Source organism: Tepidibacillus fermentans, assembly GCF_004342885.1.
Lineage (GTDB): Bacteria > Bacillota > Bacilli > Tepidibacillales > Tepidibacillaceae > Tepidibacillus > Tepidibacillus fermentans.
The window spans coordinates 127,520-143,056 of record NZ_SMAB01000005.1; the positions used below are offsets into that span (position 1 = coordinate 127,520).

Consider the following 15,537-nt stretch of genomic DNA (forward strand, 5'->3'; position numbering starts at 1 on the left):
AGATTAAACCCTCCCGATTTCGTTCACGGCCTTTTCCAAGGTCTTGTCCATAAATTGTATCATTTGTTGATTCGCTTCATAGATTCGTAAAGCGGTGATCATATCGACCATGGTCTGAGTAGGGTCAACATTGGAACGTTCTAATTTCCCTTGGAAAATTTGATAATTCTCATTCTCGTTTACAAAGGGAAGATTACCTTGATTTCCTTGTAAACGGTAAATCTGCTCTCCTTGTTTCAATAACTGATTCGGGTTATTGATTTTCGTCAGACCAAGGCGAAGGGTTTGTCCATCAGAAAAACGGATATTTCCTTTTTGATCCACGGTGAATGAGCGTCCATTGGTACGTATCGGTCTACCTTGGTCATCTAAAACGAGATAACCTTCTGGGGTTACAAGTTGACCCGCTGCATCTTCTGTAAATAATCCACTTCGAGTAAAGAGTCGTTCTCCATTTTGGCCTTGTACAGTAAATAGAAGAATGGGTCTTCTTTGGCCATTTGGAATCAACTCTAATTCTGGATCCCAAATCGCAAAATGGGTGTTGACCCCTGTCTCTGTTAAATCCCCTTGTTTAAAGATTGGTACATCCTCTTCAACAAAAACACCCTGATGAAGACTGCCAATCGGTTGTTTATCCTTCACTGGTACTCGGATCGTTTGCAGGAGTACCTCTGGAAAAGAACGGATGATCGCCTCATCTTGTTTATATCCCGGTGTATTGACGTTAGCAAGATTATTGGTGAGCAGATCTTGTCTTTTTTGCTGGGTTAACATTCCTGCTGCCGCAGTATAAATTCCTCTGATCATCGTTTCACACCCTTGAGAAAAATCCTCTTTTCTTTGATACTTTATCTAAATTCTCTAACATAATACCAGTTCCTTTAACAACGCAAGACATTGGATCTTCAGCTGCCATTACAGGTACTTTTAATTCTTCGGTTAATAAGGTATCTAGGCCATGCAAGTATGCTCCGCCACCTGTGATGATAATCCCTTTATCAATAATATCTGCTGCTAGTTCTGGTGGGGTTTTTTCTAAGACAGATTTGGAAGCAGCAACAATGGCTGAAACCGATTCTTCCAATGCTTCTTGAACTTCTTCCGAACGAATTGTGACCGAAATGGGTAGGCCTGTGACTAAATCGCGTCCACGGATATCCATAGATTCATGACGTGCACCCGGAAAAACTGTTCCAATTGTCTTTTTCAATTCTTCTGCTGTTCTTTCACCAATCAATAAATTATATTTCTTCTTTATGTATGCCATGATCGCTTGATCGAACTTGTCCCCAGCGACCTTAATAGAAGAGGCGGTTACGACATCTCCCATGGATAAGACTGCAATATCGGTCGTACCTCCGCCAATATCAATGACCATATTCCCGCTTGGTTGAAAGATATCTAGTCCAGCACCAATCGCAGCAGCCTTTGGTTCATGTTCCATTAATACTTCCCCAGCACCACTTTTTTGCGCAGCTTCTCGTATTGCTTTTTGTTCTACGTTCGTAATCCCAGTTGGCGCACAGATTAAAATTCTTGGTTTTCCAAATCGGCTTTTCGCACCCGCTTTTTCTAAGAAATGCTTTAACATTGCTTCTGTGATTTCAAAATCAGCGATTACCCCATCTTTTAGCGGCCGCATCGCGACAATATTCCCTGGCGTTCTTCCAACCATTCGCCTCGCTTCTTCGCCAACAGCTCTTACTTTGCGAGTTGTGGTGTCTATCGCAACAACGGATGGTTCGTTGATGACAACTCCTTTACCTTTAAGATAGATTAATACGTTGGCCGTCCCAAGATCTATTCCAATGTCCCTACTCCACATGAAAAAATATCCTCCCTGCGACATACTCTACAAGATTATTCATACGTACATAGTATACCTTAAAATTATTAAATTCGATAGAGATCGGGAAAATCCTTTTTTATATCTTATAAAAAATTTTTTTCATTTGCCTGATTTTTGTATTTGACTCTAGTCGCTTCCCCCCCTCTGATATGGCGGATCGATTTGTGATATTCTAAAATCTCCTTCACTTGGTTGGCTAATTCTGGGCTTATTTCTGGCAATCGTTCGGTTAAATCTTTGTGCACTGTGCTTTTGGATACGCCAAATTCTTTTGCAATCGTACGAACTGTGTTTTTCGTCTCTATGATATATCGTCCTATTTTTAGGGTTCGCTCCTTGATGTAATCGTGCACTCCCCTCGCCTCCCCATTTCGAAATCGTCTGTTACATTATATGAGATGGTTTGGCATATATTCTCTTGTTACAAGCCTTGACAAGCTAATTTCCAAATTTTTTTCAATCATCGTCAAGCCAAAATTGTCATCCATCCCCATGGACAGGTATTACGATGGAATACGAGGGCTTAATTTTGTATAATTCTATCATGTAGGAAAAAAGACTAGATCATGGTCGATTAAAAATGAAAGAACTAGAGGAAGTAGAGGAAAATGGCAAATTTTATCCGTAAAGGCGAATGGTTAGAATACCATGTTTCAAGTACAGACCAGGGAAAAACCATCGAAGAGGTTTGTATGAGTAAATTTCTAATTTCTGGAAGGATGCTGCAAAAATTAACAAGACATAGAGGGATCCAAATTAACGGCAAAAAGAGTTACTTGGCCTATCCATTAAAAAAAGGAGACCGATTGCAAATCAAAATTTTTGAATGGGAAGAGTATGGTGTAGAACCTGAGGCCACTCCATTAGAGGTTCTTTACGAGGATGATCATGTATTGGTGGTGAATAAACCGGCTGGGGTTGCGGTTCATCCAACAGAACCGAATCAAAGGGGAACATTAGCACATGCCATCGCTTTTTATTACCAAACAAAAGGGCTGCAAACAAAAGTAAGGCACATCCATCGTTTGGATAAAGATACTACAGGAGCGATTTTAATCGCAAAACATTCCCTTGCCCAAAGTATCTTAGATAAAGATTTAAGGGAAAGAAAAATAAGCAGGGAATACTTGGCTATCGTATCAGGAATCCCAGAACCAACACAAGGGACTATTGATGAACCCATTGGACGCGATCGGCATCATCCCACTCGTAGAAGGGTTTCCAAAACAGGGGATCGGGCTGTTACGCATTATGAGGTCCTTGAAACCATGAACAATGAGGCTGCTTTAGTGAAACTATATTTAGATACAGGGAGAACCCACCAAATTCGTGTTCACATGAGCCATATTGGTCATCCCTTATTTGGCGATTTTCTCTATGATGGACCGATGAAGGGGATTCAAAGGCAAGCCTTACATGCGGCAAAGTTAACTTTTTTTCATCCTTTTACACTAGAGAAAATTACAGTTGATGCACCAATGCCAGAAGATATGGAGCAACTTCTTATTCTTCTGCATTCCAATGCATAAATCATTCATGTAAGGATGTAGCGGTAAGAAAAAAGTCCCTTAACGGGACTTTTTTGATGTGTAAAACTTGATTTAGCTTAGATTTCCTTTAAAACTGGTTGGTGATTTTTGTTCGTTTGTCTTTGGTTGTTCGTTTGTTTTGCTGTCAGTTTTTTTATCTTGATCGTTTGTATCTTTGGTTGCGTTTGCTTTTTGCTCTAGTTGTTTCAAAACTTGGCTTGCATCTTGACCAATAAATGCTTGTGGAGATAATGCTTCATCACCTTTTCTTACTTCAAAATGCAAGTGTACTCCTTGGTCTTTTTCAAAGATGTTGCGACCAGCCGTACCTAGTACTTGTCCTTGAGTTACTTTGTCACCTTTTGCTACTTTCAGTTCACTTAAACTGGAGTAGTTGGTGACTAAACCATTCTCGTGGCGAATATCGACCATGAAACCAACGACTGGATCTTTTTCTGCTCGAACTACTTCCCCACTAAGTGCTGCAATAACGGTTAGTGGTGATTTGTCTTTTGACACAATATCAATCCCCGTATGTGGCCAAATTTCATCTTGGAATCTCACAATTGCTTTTTCCATCTCTTTATCCGATAGAGATGAATCGAAGAATTCCATTTTAATATCGGCTTTGCTAGGATCTTGAACTGGCCAGATCATCTGCTCTTGATGGGCAGTAACAGGAACTGCTTGATCCTTGTTCACTAAATCTGCATTTGCTGTTTCATTCGTTGTTTGTTGGATTCCAAGATCCTCTTTGGTTAGTGAAGGATTGTGACCATTCTGATACCACCACATTAATGTTAGAATAAGTGCTGCAACTGTCATGTAAATGGCAGGGAATGTCCATTTTTTCCCTAATAATTTTTTCCATTTTGAAATTGGACTCATTTATACATCACCTCAGCAATCATTTTGTCCAGAATTTTCCGCTTTTAAACTCGGTGATGTATAAATTTTTAATAGAAAATGTTTATTTTACCCATTTTGCGTAATCTTCAATCTGAACGCCTTTATAGTAATACTTGACAATCTCCTCAGCCTTTTTCCCCTCTTGTGCCATTCCATTTGCTCCGTATTGACTCATTCCAACTCCATGTCCATAACCAACCATGTGGAAAACGACCTGATCCTTTTTTACTTCTATGGTGAAATCTGAGGAGCGTAGACTGAACAAATCTCTCATTTCGCGACCTGTTAGCAGTTTGTCACCTACTCTTATCTTCTTCACTCGGCCAGTAGAGGTTTTTTCAAGGATTTTGATCCATTCTTGTCCTGTTGAAGCAAGAACTGTTGCATCTACTTTTAGATTCCCTTTGATCTCTGAAAAGGGTACGACCATGGTAGATTGATATTTTGGGGATGCTTTATCCCATGGGCTTGCCACGCTTCTTAAATAAGGAACCTCTTTTGACCAATAATCTTCTGAATTCTCGGTATAGCCATTGCTCGTTGAGAAGTATACAGCGCTAATCGGTTTTCCTTCATAAGCGATCACTTGTCCCATCGTTTCGTTAATCGCTTGGTTTAATTTTGAGATTTTTGCGGGATATTCAAGTCCCCAACGCTTTTGAAGTTCAGAATCTGAGACAAAAACTTGATGTTGAACCGTATCTGTAACCATTGCCCCTTGAGGTACTCCTGAAAAGTCTTTTTCTAGTATTCTTTTGATAATATATGTTCGAGCAGAAAGAGCCTGAGCTTTTAATGCTTCTAGCTCAAATTCAATCGGCATTTCTGCTGCTACGACCCCACGAACATATTCTTCTAGTGGATAAGTTTCTACTTTTCCTAATGAATTTCGATAGACAGTTACTTTAACGGAATGATTTGGATCTAACTTTAATTCTACTTTTTTGTTCGGTGGTAAATCTATTTGTTTTTTTGGACCAATCATCGTAAATACAGCAGGAATAAAGATCATTGCTGCTCCAAGCACGAACAAGAAAACAAAAATCAAGGGCCGAATTCTCATAAAAATAGCTCCTCCATCTCTTGCTACAATTTTTTTTACTTTAGTACAAGATATGAAAAAGCTACTAAGTTCAGAACTAAATATTCTAGTATTTCTAGCTTCTTGGCTTGTATGTTCTATTAGCTGCTAGCTAGCGGAACACATTAGAAAATACAGTCCCATACCATAAAAAAACTAGGGAATGATTCCCTAGTTAAAGTATATTGCTATTTCACCCAGAGCGGTTGTAACTCTTGGGTGGTATTTTCTTTTTCATCAATTCTTTCGATATCGGCGCCTAAGCTTTTTAATTTCCCAACTAGATCAACATAACCTCGATCAATATGATGCAGACCTGTTACTTCTGTTTCACCTTCAGAAACTAGTCCAGCTAATACAAGTGCCGCACCTGCTCTTAAATCGGTCGCTTCTACTCGGGTTCCGACTAACTTCGCATTTCCTTCTATGATTGCTGTACGACCCTCAATTTTAATATTTGCGTTCATTCGTTTAAATTCTTCTACATGCATAAAACGATTTTCAAAAACAGTCTCTGTAATAATGCTTGTTCCTTGTGCTGTTAACAATAAGGCCATCATTTGCGATTGCATATCGGTTGGGAATCCAGGATGGGGAAGTGTTTTGATATCAATGGCTTTTAGTGGATGAGATGCACGAACTCTTAATCCTTCATCTTCCTCTTCAATCATGACTCCCATTTCTTCCAATTTCGCAATGACTGGTTTGAGATGATCGGTAATCGCGTTTTCGATAAGAATGTCTCCACCTGTGATTGCTGCTGCTACCATATATGTCCCAATTTCTATTCGGTCAGGAATCACGCTGTGTCTTGTCGATGTTAATTGATCAACCCCATCAATCCGAATGGTCCCTGTTCCAGCCCCTCTTACTTTAGCACCCATAGAGTTGAGGAAATTAGCGAGGTCAACAATTTCAGGCTCTTGAGCTGCATTCTCAATCACTGTGGTACCTTCAGCTAAAACAGCAGCCATGATAATATTCTCTGTTGCTCCTACGCTCGCGTAATCTAAATAAATTTTTGCTCCTTTAAGTCTTCCATCTACTTTTGCATCGATATATCCTTGGCCAATGTGGATTTTTGCGCCCATTGCTTCGAAACCTTTAAGGTGAAGGTCGACTGGGCGACTTCCAATTGCACAACCACCAGGTAGTGCAATTCGTGCATGGCCTTCCCTCGCTAATAGAGGACCCATAACTAGAAAAGATGCTCTCATTTTGCGAACGAGGTCATAAGGTGCTTCTGTACGCTGAATCTTCGCTGCATTTGTTGTTACAATTCCATCTTGAAATCGTATATCGACTCCAATAAAAGATAAGACATCGATGATGGTGTATACATCATCTAGGGCGGGGACTTCGTAGATTGTACTTACTCCTTCTTGCCCTAGAATTGATGCCGCAAGTATCGGGAGTACCGCATTTTTTGCCCCATCGGCTTTTACCCTACCTGATAATTGCCTCCCACCGCGGACGATGATTTTTCCCAAGGCGCTTCCCTCCGCGTTCATTTATTTCTTATTCAAGATATTAATATTCAATCGTAATAATAGGCGTTCCCATTGTAAGTATGGTTTTGTTATGTAAGGAATCATAATGAGTTGCCATTTGCAAATTCATTTCTCCTCCCTTGGTTTGGATCGCTTGTCCAACCTCAGGGGAATAGGCAGAAACGCTTGTGACTAAATCAGTTTTTAATTCTTCAACAATTGAAGCATCAATCTTTTTCAGGACTTTTTGAATTAACTGATATTGTTCAGCATTATTCAGTTTATCACTGATTTCCCCTTGGACACAAGTGTTAATTTTAGGATTTATATGGGCCATTTGTAACAATTTATTGAATGTTTGATAATCCTGTTCTAATTCCTGAAAAGATCGATTTCCTGTTACTTTGATTACGAGATAAGTATTGGTATTTTGGTTAATATTCTTTAATTGTAATTCAATTTCTGTACCATTTTCCCATGTTCCTTTACTCGCATAAAAAGGTTGTTGGTCAAAGCTCTCAACTTTTCCAACAGGAAGATGAAATATTTGACTTAATTCCTTTCCTTTTGTGAATAATTGCTCTTCTTTCAGGGGTTGATAAGGAATACCTACATGAAATGAATATTGCTTGAGCTCTGCTTTCGTTTGTTGAAATCCGTTTAAAAGCAATTGTAGATCATTCTTATTGTTGTTTGGTACGGTCATGCCCAATAAAAATAAGATACTGATCAAGATCATGTACCCGAGGTGTTTTTTCTTTATCATGCGTCTTTTCCCCTCCCATAGTGTTCGAAATTTGGTCTCTTTTTCTGTCCTTAGTCACCATTTTTCACACTTAAGAGAGGAGATATACCTTCATAAATAAAAGTATTGGTATTTTATGTTGGTGGTATAAAAGTAGCGTTAGTACATACAAACTCAAATGGGGTGTGAAATAATACTAAATTATTGAATTAGATTGTGTAGCTGATAGGACCAACTTACATAATCTAAGAGAAAACGTGACAATTGATAGCCGATAACAATGGATAAGATGATTTGTAATGCGATGGCTTGTGGGCTTTTTGGGCGAAAGGTAAACACATCAAAACGAACAACTTGTAAAGCCCACCAAGAAACGCCAATACTAATGAGCGTAACGACAATTCCTACAATACTAGTATAGACAAAGTAGGATTCCATTCTTTTTCTCCCTTCCTTTCTCATTGATAGCTAGTCCGATTTACATTCCCAGAATCAATATGTTGTATGAAAATCAATTGATAGGATGTTAGCGGGTTTGGTGCTTCCACGCGAATATAATAGCTCCCTTTTGTTAAACGACTGATTTGGTTGATCGTGGTCCCGCTATTTTCCCAAATGGCATCCAATTGCTGATTGTATAACACAACTTTTAGCTTTTGATTTTGCCCATTCGTACCCTTGACTTCAATCATTGCTGTCTGATGCAAATCGATTTGAAACCAGTCTTGATCTTTTTCATCGAAAATGATCCCTTTTGTGATTACGTAACTCCCAGCTAATGGTGAGGCTTCTTTTGGCAGATCATTCGGTTCATGGGTATCCCCATCAGATGTTGTGAATTGAAAATATAATAGATATTCCCCTATCACTTCATAACCATTATAATCCGCTAACCTGATATAATAGATTCCAGGTGTTACTGAAATCGTTTTTTCTTCTTTTTCTCCTGAACCCTTTTCATCGATTTCCAGTTTCTTTTTCCCTTTTGCTTGAAACCAGATGACAGGATCCAATCGATTCGTATCAACGGATACATTCACCGTTAATTCCCCACTTTGATTTACTTCAATCTGATACCAGTCCCAATCGTGTTCCTTATGAAATGTCCCTTTGACAATTTGATTTAAATTTGGAATTGGGGATGCTTCCCAGAGGTTATCGTTATTCTCGAATCGATCTTGATTGATTCGATACCGGTTCGCTAATGAATACTCTACCCTACTCATCCCCTTTTGGTTAGGATCGGAATATTCTAGCTGAATGTAGGAGATCCCTTGGGGAAGGTTGAGTGAAATCTTGGTACTGTCTTTCATTTTGTAAACAAAATCTTTATTCATTTCATTAGGAAACACAGTTAATTGAATGGGAGTCGTTAATGTTTGCTCTAAACTCAATTGAAATTCAACAACTCCTTTATAAGGTAGTTCTATTTTATACCAATCACGATCTTGATTTAACGTTAGCTCTCCATGTAAGCTATCATTATAGGGAAAAACCGCTGCCGTTACTTTTGTATCATTGGGTTCGAATCCATCCTTTAATTTTTCTAACGGAAAATTTATGGCTCGTTCTGCATTGATTTTGCCAAAACCTGTTTTTTCATCCCATCCTACTTGGTCTACATCATCAGCAGAGAATTTGATTATGTTCTCTACTTCTTTAGGGGTAAGATTGGGATACTTTTGGTATAGTAATGCAGCTAACCCTGCTACTTGTGGTGCAGCCATTGATGTTCCCGAATTTGTTGTATAACCTCCTCCTAATTCTGTGGTATAAATATTATCACCAGGTGCAACCACATCTAATTGTTGTCCATAATTGGAATAGCGGGCATGTTGATCGTTTTGATTGACCGCTCCAACGGAAAGGACATTGGAAAATGCAGCAGGATAATTGAGTTGATCACCTTCATTCCCAGATGCTGCAACAATGAGTACATTTTTGCTTTGAGCATAATCAACGGCTTCTTTCATAAAAGGGGTATACACTGGTTCTCCTAGTGACAGAAGAATGATTTTGGCTCCATGATCCACCGCGTAACGAATCCCTTGTCCAACAAGAAAAGAGTCGCCTTCACCTTTTTTGTCTAAAACCTTTACTGGCATCAACTTTGCTTTCCACGTGATTCCTGCTATTCCCATACTATTGTTGCCAACTGCTGCTACAATCCCTGCCACATTCGTACCATGACCGTTATCATCTTGAGGTTTGGCATTTCGATCAAGTAGATTGATTCCATCTACTACATTCGCTTTTAAGTCAGGATGTTCGAGATCAATTCCCGTATCAAGAATTGCAATCGTTATATCCGAAGTGCTATTCACTTGATCCCAGGCTTTCGTTATATGGATCTTTTTTAAATACGTTTGTTTGGAAAAGAAAAGATCGTTAGGCACTTGTGATATACGGATAATTGAATTGGGGTGGATATATTCAATATCAGGATTATTTTCCCATTTTTTCAGCCATTCACTTAGGTTCACATTCTCCTTCAATCGGAGCTTGGTCACTCTTAATTCTGGCACCCAATTTAACAGCATTGCATCATTTAATATTTCTTTTGGATAATCATTTTTTTTCCATTTAATAATCCATTCATTTTCTTTATGATGGGTTTGAATGATGGAAGGTTCATAAGGTTTTGGTACTAGCATATCCAAAAGAAATAGGAGTGCAATGACGAGTAGGATCGGTCGCCAGATATGATTTTTATATTGCATCATCTATTTTTTCACTCCGTACTAGAGTTTTGTTTTATCCTTTTGTATTATTCTAATCTTATCATACCTTACCAGAATATATTCTGCAAAAAATAGGAAAAATAAGTTTTTAACTGTTTTCCGAAAGAAGTCTCCCACCTCAACGAACGTCAGTGAGTAGATGGGAGATGAATTGAATGATAAACATTAGAATAAGTCAGATAAAAGTAAAAAGCACTAGAGGAAATCTCCCCTAGTGCTTCTATTGTTAGACTTGGTTTGTTTTATTTACCCATCGTGAACAAATCAACTAGATTGAAATGATTCGCAATATAGTCATAAAGGACATTTGGTACTAAACCAAAAGCGAATGTACCTACGAATGTAAGAAGAATGACAAGCTGTAAACCAAATGGTACGCTTAGTGTTCGATTGCTACCATTACGCATGTACATTTGACGTCCAATATTGAAATAGTAGAAGTAAGAAATCACACTAGTTACCATCATAATTCCAGCTAACCAATAAGAAGATTGTTGGTTATTAACGGTTAAGGCACTTATAAAGATATTAAATTTTCCAATAAATCCTGCAGTTACAGGCAATCCAGCTAAGGATAAGAGGAAGAAAGTCATGGCAACGCCAAGTAATGGGCTGCGGTGGTAAAGACCTGCAAAAGCATTTAACTCTTCTGTTCCTGTATCCTTTGTCACAACGGTGATGACAGCAAATGCGCCAAGGTTCATGAGTAAATAAGCCATGAGATAGAAGATCATATTTGACATATTTGCTTCAACTAATTGAGCGCTTGCCAATTTCATCGAAGCGAGTGGTACTAAAATGTATCCCGCTTGAGCAACACTGGATAATGCCATCATACGTTTGATATTTCTTTGGCGAACGGCCATTGTATTTCCGATGATCATCGTGAGGCCAGCAATAACTGATAGATAAAGCGTCATTTGATCAAAGAAGAAATACTGATTCGTTGATGTATCGACAAGTGAAGTGAATACTGTCATAAACATCCGCAGAATGATGGCAAATCCTGCTGCTTTAGAAACAACAGATAAGAAGGCTGTTACTGGTGTAGGTGCTCCCTCGTAGACGTCTGGTGCCCACATATAAGCAGGTACGACAGAAATCTTATAGCCTAAACCAACAACAATCATCAAGAAACCTAGATAAATGAAGAAATTATATTCTCCAGTAGCAAATGTTTCAGGTAAACGATTGGCTAACTCTAGTAGGTTTGTTGTTCCTGTAATTCCATAGATGAAAGATGTTCCATACAGGAAGATTGCAGAGGATGCTCCACCTACAATCACATATTTGAAACCTGCTTCATTAGACTTCAGATTCTTTCTACGTATACCGGCTAGAACATATGAGGACAAACTCAATAGTTCTAAGCCAATGTATAGAGTGATGATATCAGCGGATGATGACATAATCATCGCACCGAGTAAAGCTGTTAATAGTAGGTAATAATATTCACCATCATACTCAATCTCTTCTTTGTCTATATGATGGATTGACATCAGGAATACAAATGCAGTACCTACCAAGAATATCAGTTTGAATAGATTACCAAAACTATCAATACGATAGCTGTCATTGAGCAATTGTTGTACGGGTTCACCTAGATCCTGAACAACAAAATAGATGGATAAAAGAATCCCTGCAATACTTACATAAGCAAATATTTTTCGGTCTCCCTTGTCTTTCATAATAAGATCGGCTAGGGTAATGACCGCGGCTAAGATTACAATGGTTAGTTCTGGAGCAAGTAATCCCCAGTTTAACTCTAATAGATTCATGGTCTACCCTCCTATCCTAGACAATAAGGATTGCAACGTCGTTTGTATTGGGTCACTAAGTATAGATGGATATACTCCAATTAACACAACAAATGCTACTAAAACTACCATTGGGACAAGCTCTAGTACACTAGCATCAGATAGTCCCTTAACCTTATCCTTCGTTGGGCCATAAGTTACATTTAGTACTGCGCGTAATAGGTATGCTGAAGTGAACACGATTCCTAATGTACCAATTGCCGCTAGAACAGGCATGGTTTTAAATACCCCTAGATAGCTTAGGAATTCGCTCACAAATCCTGACATACCAGGTAGACCTAGTGAAGCTAACGCTCCTGTTAGTAGTAGTCCACTTGTAATTGGCATGGTTGATGCCATTCCACCAAGTTCCCCCATATCCGCAGTATGTGTACGTTTGTAAATCACACCAACGATAAAGAAGAAGAGGGCGGATAAGAATCCATGGGATACCATTTGAAAGATTGCGCCTTGAAATCCGTAGCTGTTCATCGCACCTAAACCAAGCAGAATGATACCCATGTGGCTAATACTGGAATACACAACGACCATTTTGAAATCTTTTTGGACGAACGCTAAGATAGCACCGTATAGTAGGTTGATAATACCTAATATAACTAAGAATGTGGCTAAATCCTTTGCAATTCCTGGGAAGAAGGAATATTCCATACGGAATAGACCGTAAGCACCAATTTTTAAGAGTACACCAGAAAGAATCATAGACATCGATGCAGGAGCCTGATAGTGTACTTTGAGAATCCAAGAATGGAATGGGAATAATGGTACCTTGATTCCGAACGCAACAAGTAAAGCTGCAAATACTCCATATTTAAACGCATTACTAAATCCATCTTGGGCATAAGGTGAATTTGGACTGGTTAAATTGTGAATTAATGTTGGGATGTCAGTTGTAAATGTTGCTCCATTTGGTCCTTCCACATAACCAGCATTGATTAAAAGAATAATGAAAGAGATAAGCATAATCGCAGAACCTAATCCATTGTAAATCAAGAAGGTAAATGCTGCATCTTCTCTTCCTTCATTCCCCCATACACCAATTAAGAAGAACATGGTGATCAGAGTTAATTCAAAGAAGATAAAGAATAAGAATAGGTTTTGCGCTACGAATACTCCGTATAAACCAATTTGCATCAAGAAGAATAAGATAAAGTATTCTTTTTCCCGCTTTTCAATGATATTCGCTGCGGCTAATGCCGACATCGTTGCAACGATTGTCGCAAGTACCACAAGTGGCATCGATAAACCATCTACACTTAAACTGTAATTAAATTCGATGGTGTTATCCCCAACCATAAATTGAATCCATTTATAGTTTTCAACAAACTGCATACCATCAACAGTATGGTCAAATTTAAGGAACAATCCAATAGCCAATACTAATGGAATAAGAGTTACCAAGACGCCAATAAATTTAATTGTGCCTGCCTTATCCTTAGGCACGAATGCAAGTAAGAGAACTCCTAGTAATGGCGAGAAGGTGATGAGGGTAAGTAAACCGATTGAATTCATCAGAACAACCTCCCTGCCGTCAAGCTAACAAATAACAGTACTAATCCAATAACCATGATTAGACCATATGTTTGAACCTGACCATTTTGTAATCTGGAACCAAGATAACCAAAAAACTTGGAAATCCATACTGCTAGTTGAACCAATCCACCGATAATAAACTTATCAAAGAACTTTAAGAAGTAACCAAATAAAGTATACGGACGTATCACTGCGGTATCGTATAATTCATCCACATAGTATTTATTGAACAGTAACTTGTGCAATCCTTTTGGCTCTGTATTTTTCACTTTGTGGTTACGTCCATAAACAAGGTATGCGAAACCAATCCCCGCTAATGCAGCAATGATCGATGCAATCATGATCCATGATGGAGCTTCTACATGAGCATGAGCAATCGTTCCTTCTGCAGTAATCCATTCACCAAATCCAGCATACTCGAAGTAACCTGCAACAATTGCTAATACTGCTAAAACCATCATTGGAAATGTCATATTAAGCGGTGACTCATGAACATGATGATTATTATGTCTTGGTGTACCAGAGAAAGTTAAGAAATACAATCTAAACATATAGAATGCTGTCATAATCGCTGCAATCAATGCTAATGTAAACAAGACATAGTGACCGCTAGCATAAGTAGACATTAAAATCATATCTTTTGAGAAAAAGCCAGCAAATCCTGGAAATCCAGCGATTGCTAGAGCACCAATCAAGAATACGGCTCTAGTAATCTTCATATCCTTACCAACGCCACCCATTTCTTTAATGTTTTGTGTCCCTACTGAATGGATGACACTACCAGCTGCTAGGAATAATAACGCTTTAAAGAATGCGTGGGTAAATAAGTGGAATACCCCAGCTACATAACCAGCTGACCCTAATGCTAACATCATGTAACCTAACTGACTCACTGTCGAATAAGCAAGTACACGTTTGATATCGTTTTGTACCAAACCAATCGATGCTGCAAAAATTGCTGTAAAGCCACCAATCACGGCAACAACCATTAATGCTGTTTCAGACGCTTCAAATAATGGGAACATCCTTGCAACCAAATATACCCCTGCAGCAACCATCGTTGCGGCGTGGATTAATGCAGAAACAGGTGTAGGACCTTCCATCGCATCTGGTAACCATGTATGTAATGGAAATTGACCAGATTTACCAACCGCACCAATAAAGATTAAGATCGCCGTTAATGTAATGAAGCTTGGAGCAAGATCACCAGATTTTACTGCTTCAAAAATCCCGGAATATTCAAAGGTACCTGTCTTCCAGAACAATAATGAAAGACCAATAAAGATACCTAAGTCACCGATTCTCGTTGTAATAAAAGCTTTTTTCGCTGCTGCTCGTGCAGATGGTTTGAAATAATAGAAACCGATTAATAAGAAGGATGTAGCACCTACTAATTCCCAGAAGATATAAGCCTGTAAAATGTTTGGTGAAATCACAAGGCTTAACATCGAGAATGTAAAGAGTGACAGATAGGAGTAGAACACTGGAAAACGTTCATCTCCATGCATATACCCTTTGGAATAAATATGAACCATCAAGCTAACAAGGGTTACCACGAATAGCATCATTGCATTTAATTCGTTTACCTCAAATCCGACCGTAATGGTTTTATCTCCAACCGTTAGCCATGGAATATTCTTGAGATAGTTCTCTGCACCCTCACCAAGTCTTTGGATAAAGACGAGAAGAGCTAAAATGAATGAAGTAAGCAGAGCAGCTATACCCACATAGGCTGCGCCTTCCTTAAGTTTGCGACCAAATAATACTAACAGTATGAAGGAGATAAGCGGAAATAGGGGTATGAGCCATGCATTTTCTAACATTTGATCACCATTCCTTCCAC

General features: G+C 38.7%; 13 protein-coding genes. 1 reads left to right on the forward strand and 12 read right to left on the reverse strand.

What is annotated here, in order from left to right; all coding sequences use genetic code 11:
* Positions 1-3: 3 nt before the first annotated feature.
* The 3 genes from EDD72_RS05010 to spoIIID all read right to left on the reverse strand — a co-directional run bounded on the left by EDD72_RS05010 (position 4) and on the right by spoIIID (position 2,205).
* The gene (locus EDD72_RS05010; protein ID WP_132767858.1) at positions 4-810 is read right to left on the reverse strand and encodes a flagellar hook-basal body protein; all 807 of its coding nucleotides are present in this window, start codon (positions 808-810) and stop codon (positions 4-6) included.
* Positions 811-814: 4 nt separating this feature from the next.
* Complete coding sequence (gene mreB / locus EDD72_RS05015) at positions 815-1,828, reverse strand: rod shape-determining protein (protein ID WP_132767860.1); 1,014 nt, start codon at positions 1,826-1,828, stop codon at positions 815-817.
* A 107-nt stretch (positions 1,829-1,935) separates the two neighbouring features.
* Positions 1,936-2,205 carry a sporulation transcriptional regulator SpoIIID gene (gene spoIIID / locus EDD72_RS05020; RefSeq protein WP_132767862.1) on the reverse strand — a complete coding sequence of 90 codons (270 nt, stop codon included), beginning with the start codon at positions 2,203-2,205 and terminating at the stop codon, positions 1,936-1,938.
* Between the two features lie 255 nt (positions 2,206-2,460).
* Between spoIIID and EDD72_RS05025 the strand changes: the two genes are divergently transcribed.
* Entirely contained in the window at positions 2,461-3,381 is a 921-nt protein-coding gene (locus tag EDD72_RS05025; protein WP_132767865.1) for an RluA family pseudouridine synthase, read from the forward strand.
* Positions 3,382-3,453: 72 nt separating this feature from the next.
* Here the strand turns inward: EDD72_RS05025 and EDD72_RS05030 are convergent, their stop codons facing one another.
* The 9 genes from EDD72_RS05030 to nuoL form a co-directional block, all read right to left on the reverse strand.
* Positions 3,454-4,269 carry a M23 family metallopeptidase gene (locus EDD72_RS05030; protein WP_132767867.1) on the reverse strand — a complete coding sequence of 272 codons (816 nt, stop codon included), beginning with the start codon at positions 4,267-4,269 and terminating at the stop codon, positions 3,454-3,456.
* An 82-nt stretch (positions 4,270-4,351) separates the two neighbouring features.
* On the reverse strand, positions 4,352-5,353 hold the full coding sequence (gene spoIID, locus EDD72_RS05035) for a stage II sporulation protein D (RefSeq protein WP_132767869.1): 1,002 nt from the start codon (positions 5,351-5,353) through the stop codon (positions 4,352-4,354).
* Positions 5,354-5,559: 206 nt separating this feature from the next.
* Positions 5,560-6,861: a UDP-N-acetylglucosamine 1-carboxyvinyltransferase gene (gene murA, locus EDD72_RS05040; RefSeq protein ID WP_132767871.1), complete on the reverse strand. Its 1,302-nt coding sequence runs from the start codon at positions 6,859-6,861 to the stop codon at positions 5,560-5,562.
* 40 nt (positions 6,862-6,901) lie between these two features.
* Positions 6,902-7,627 (reverse strand): YwmB family TATA-box binding protein, encoded by a 726-nt coding sequence (locus EDD72_RS05045; RefSeq protein ID WP_132767873.1) that lies wholly within the window; start codon positions 7,625-7,627, stop codon positions 6,902-6,904.
* Between the two features lie 180 nt (positions 7,628-7,807).
* Complete coding sequence (locus EDD72_RS05050; protein ID WP_132767875.1) at positions 7,808-8,044, reverse strand: DUF1146 family protein; 237 nt, start codon at positions 8,042-8,044, stop codon at positions 7,808-7,810.
* Between the two features lie 20 nt (positions 8,045-8,064).
* Positions 8,065-10,326, reverse strand: coding sequence for a S8 family peptidase (locus tag EDD72_RS05055; protein ID WP_165894972.1), 2,262 nt, complete (start codon positions 10,324-10,326; stop codon positions 8,065-8,067).
* A 263-nt stretch (positions 10,327-10,589) separates the two neighbouring features.
* Positions 10,590-12,125 (reverse strand): NADH-quinone oxidoreductase subunit NuoN, encoded by a 1,536-nt coding sequence (nuoN, locus tag EDD72_RS05060; RefSeq protein ID WP_132767879.1) that lies wholly within the window; start codon positions 12,123-12,125, stop codon positions 10,590-10,592.
* A 3-nt stretch (positions 12,126-12,128) separates the two neighbouring features.
* Positions 12,129-13,673: a complex I subunit 4 family protein gene (locus EDD72_RS05065; protein ID WP_132767881.1), complete on the reverse strand. Its 1,545-nt coding sequence runs from the start codon at positions 13,671-13,673 to the stop codon at positions 12,129-12,131.
* Complete coding sequence (gene nuoL / locus EDD72_RS05070; RefSeq protein ID WP_132767883.1) at positions 13,673-15,517, reverse strand: NADH-quinone oxidoreductase subunit L; 1,845 nt, start codon at positions 15,515-15,517, stop codon at positions 13,673-13,675. Before nuoL ends, EDD72_RS05065 begins: the two co-directional genes overlap by 1 nt.
* Positions 15,518-15,537 lie beyond the last annotated feature (20 nt).

Excerpts from the sequence above, each read along its gene's own strand:
- nuoN (WP_132767879.1), bottom strand. The coding sequence starts at position 12,125 with ATGAATCTATTAGAGTTAAACTGGGGATTACTTGCTCCAGAACTAACC.
- EDD72_RS05065 (WP_132767881.1), bottom strand. The coding sequence starts at position 13,673 with ATGAATTCAATCGGTTTACTTACCCTCATCACCTTCTCGCCATTACTA.
- EDD72_RS05010 (WP_132767858.1), bottom strand. The coding sequence starts at position 810 with ATGATCAGAGGAATTTATACTGCGGCAGCAGGAATGTTAACCCAGCAA.
- EDD72_RS05045 (WP_132767873.1), bottom strand. The coding sequence starts at position 7,627 with ATGATAAAGAAAAAACACCTCGGGTACATGATCTTGATCAGTATCTTA.
- EDD72_RS05055 (WP_165894972.1), bottom strand. The coding sequence starts at position 10,326 with ATGCAATATAAAAATCATATCTGGCGACCGATCCTACTCGTCATTGCA.
- EDD72_RS05030 (WP_132767867.1), bottom strand. The coding sequence starts at position 4,269 with ATGAGTCCAATTTCAAAATGGAAAAAATTATTAGGGAAAAAATGGACA.
- mreB (WP_132767860.1), bottom strand. The coding sequence starts at position 1,828 with ATGTGGAGTAGGGACATTGGAATAGATCTTGGGACGGCCAACGTATTA.
- spoIID (WP_132767869.1), bottom strand. The coding sequence starts at position 5,353 with ATGAGAATTCGGCCCTTGATTTTTGTTTTCTTGTTCGTGCTTGGAGCA.
- EDD72_RS05050 (WP_132767875.1), bottom strand. The coding sequence starts at position 8,044 with ATGGAATCCTACTTTGTCTATACTAGTATTGTAGGAATTGTCGTTACG.
- nuoL (WP_132767883.1), bottom strand. The coding sequence starts at position 15,517 with ATGTTAGAAAATGCATGGCTCATACCCCTATTTCCGCTTATCTCCTTC.
- EDD72_RS05025 (WP_132767865.1), top strand. The coding sequence starts at position 2,461 with ATGGCAAATTTTATCCGTAAAGGCGAATGGTTAGAATACCATGTTTCA.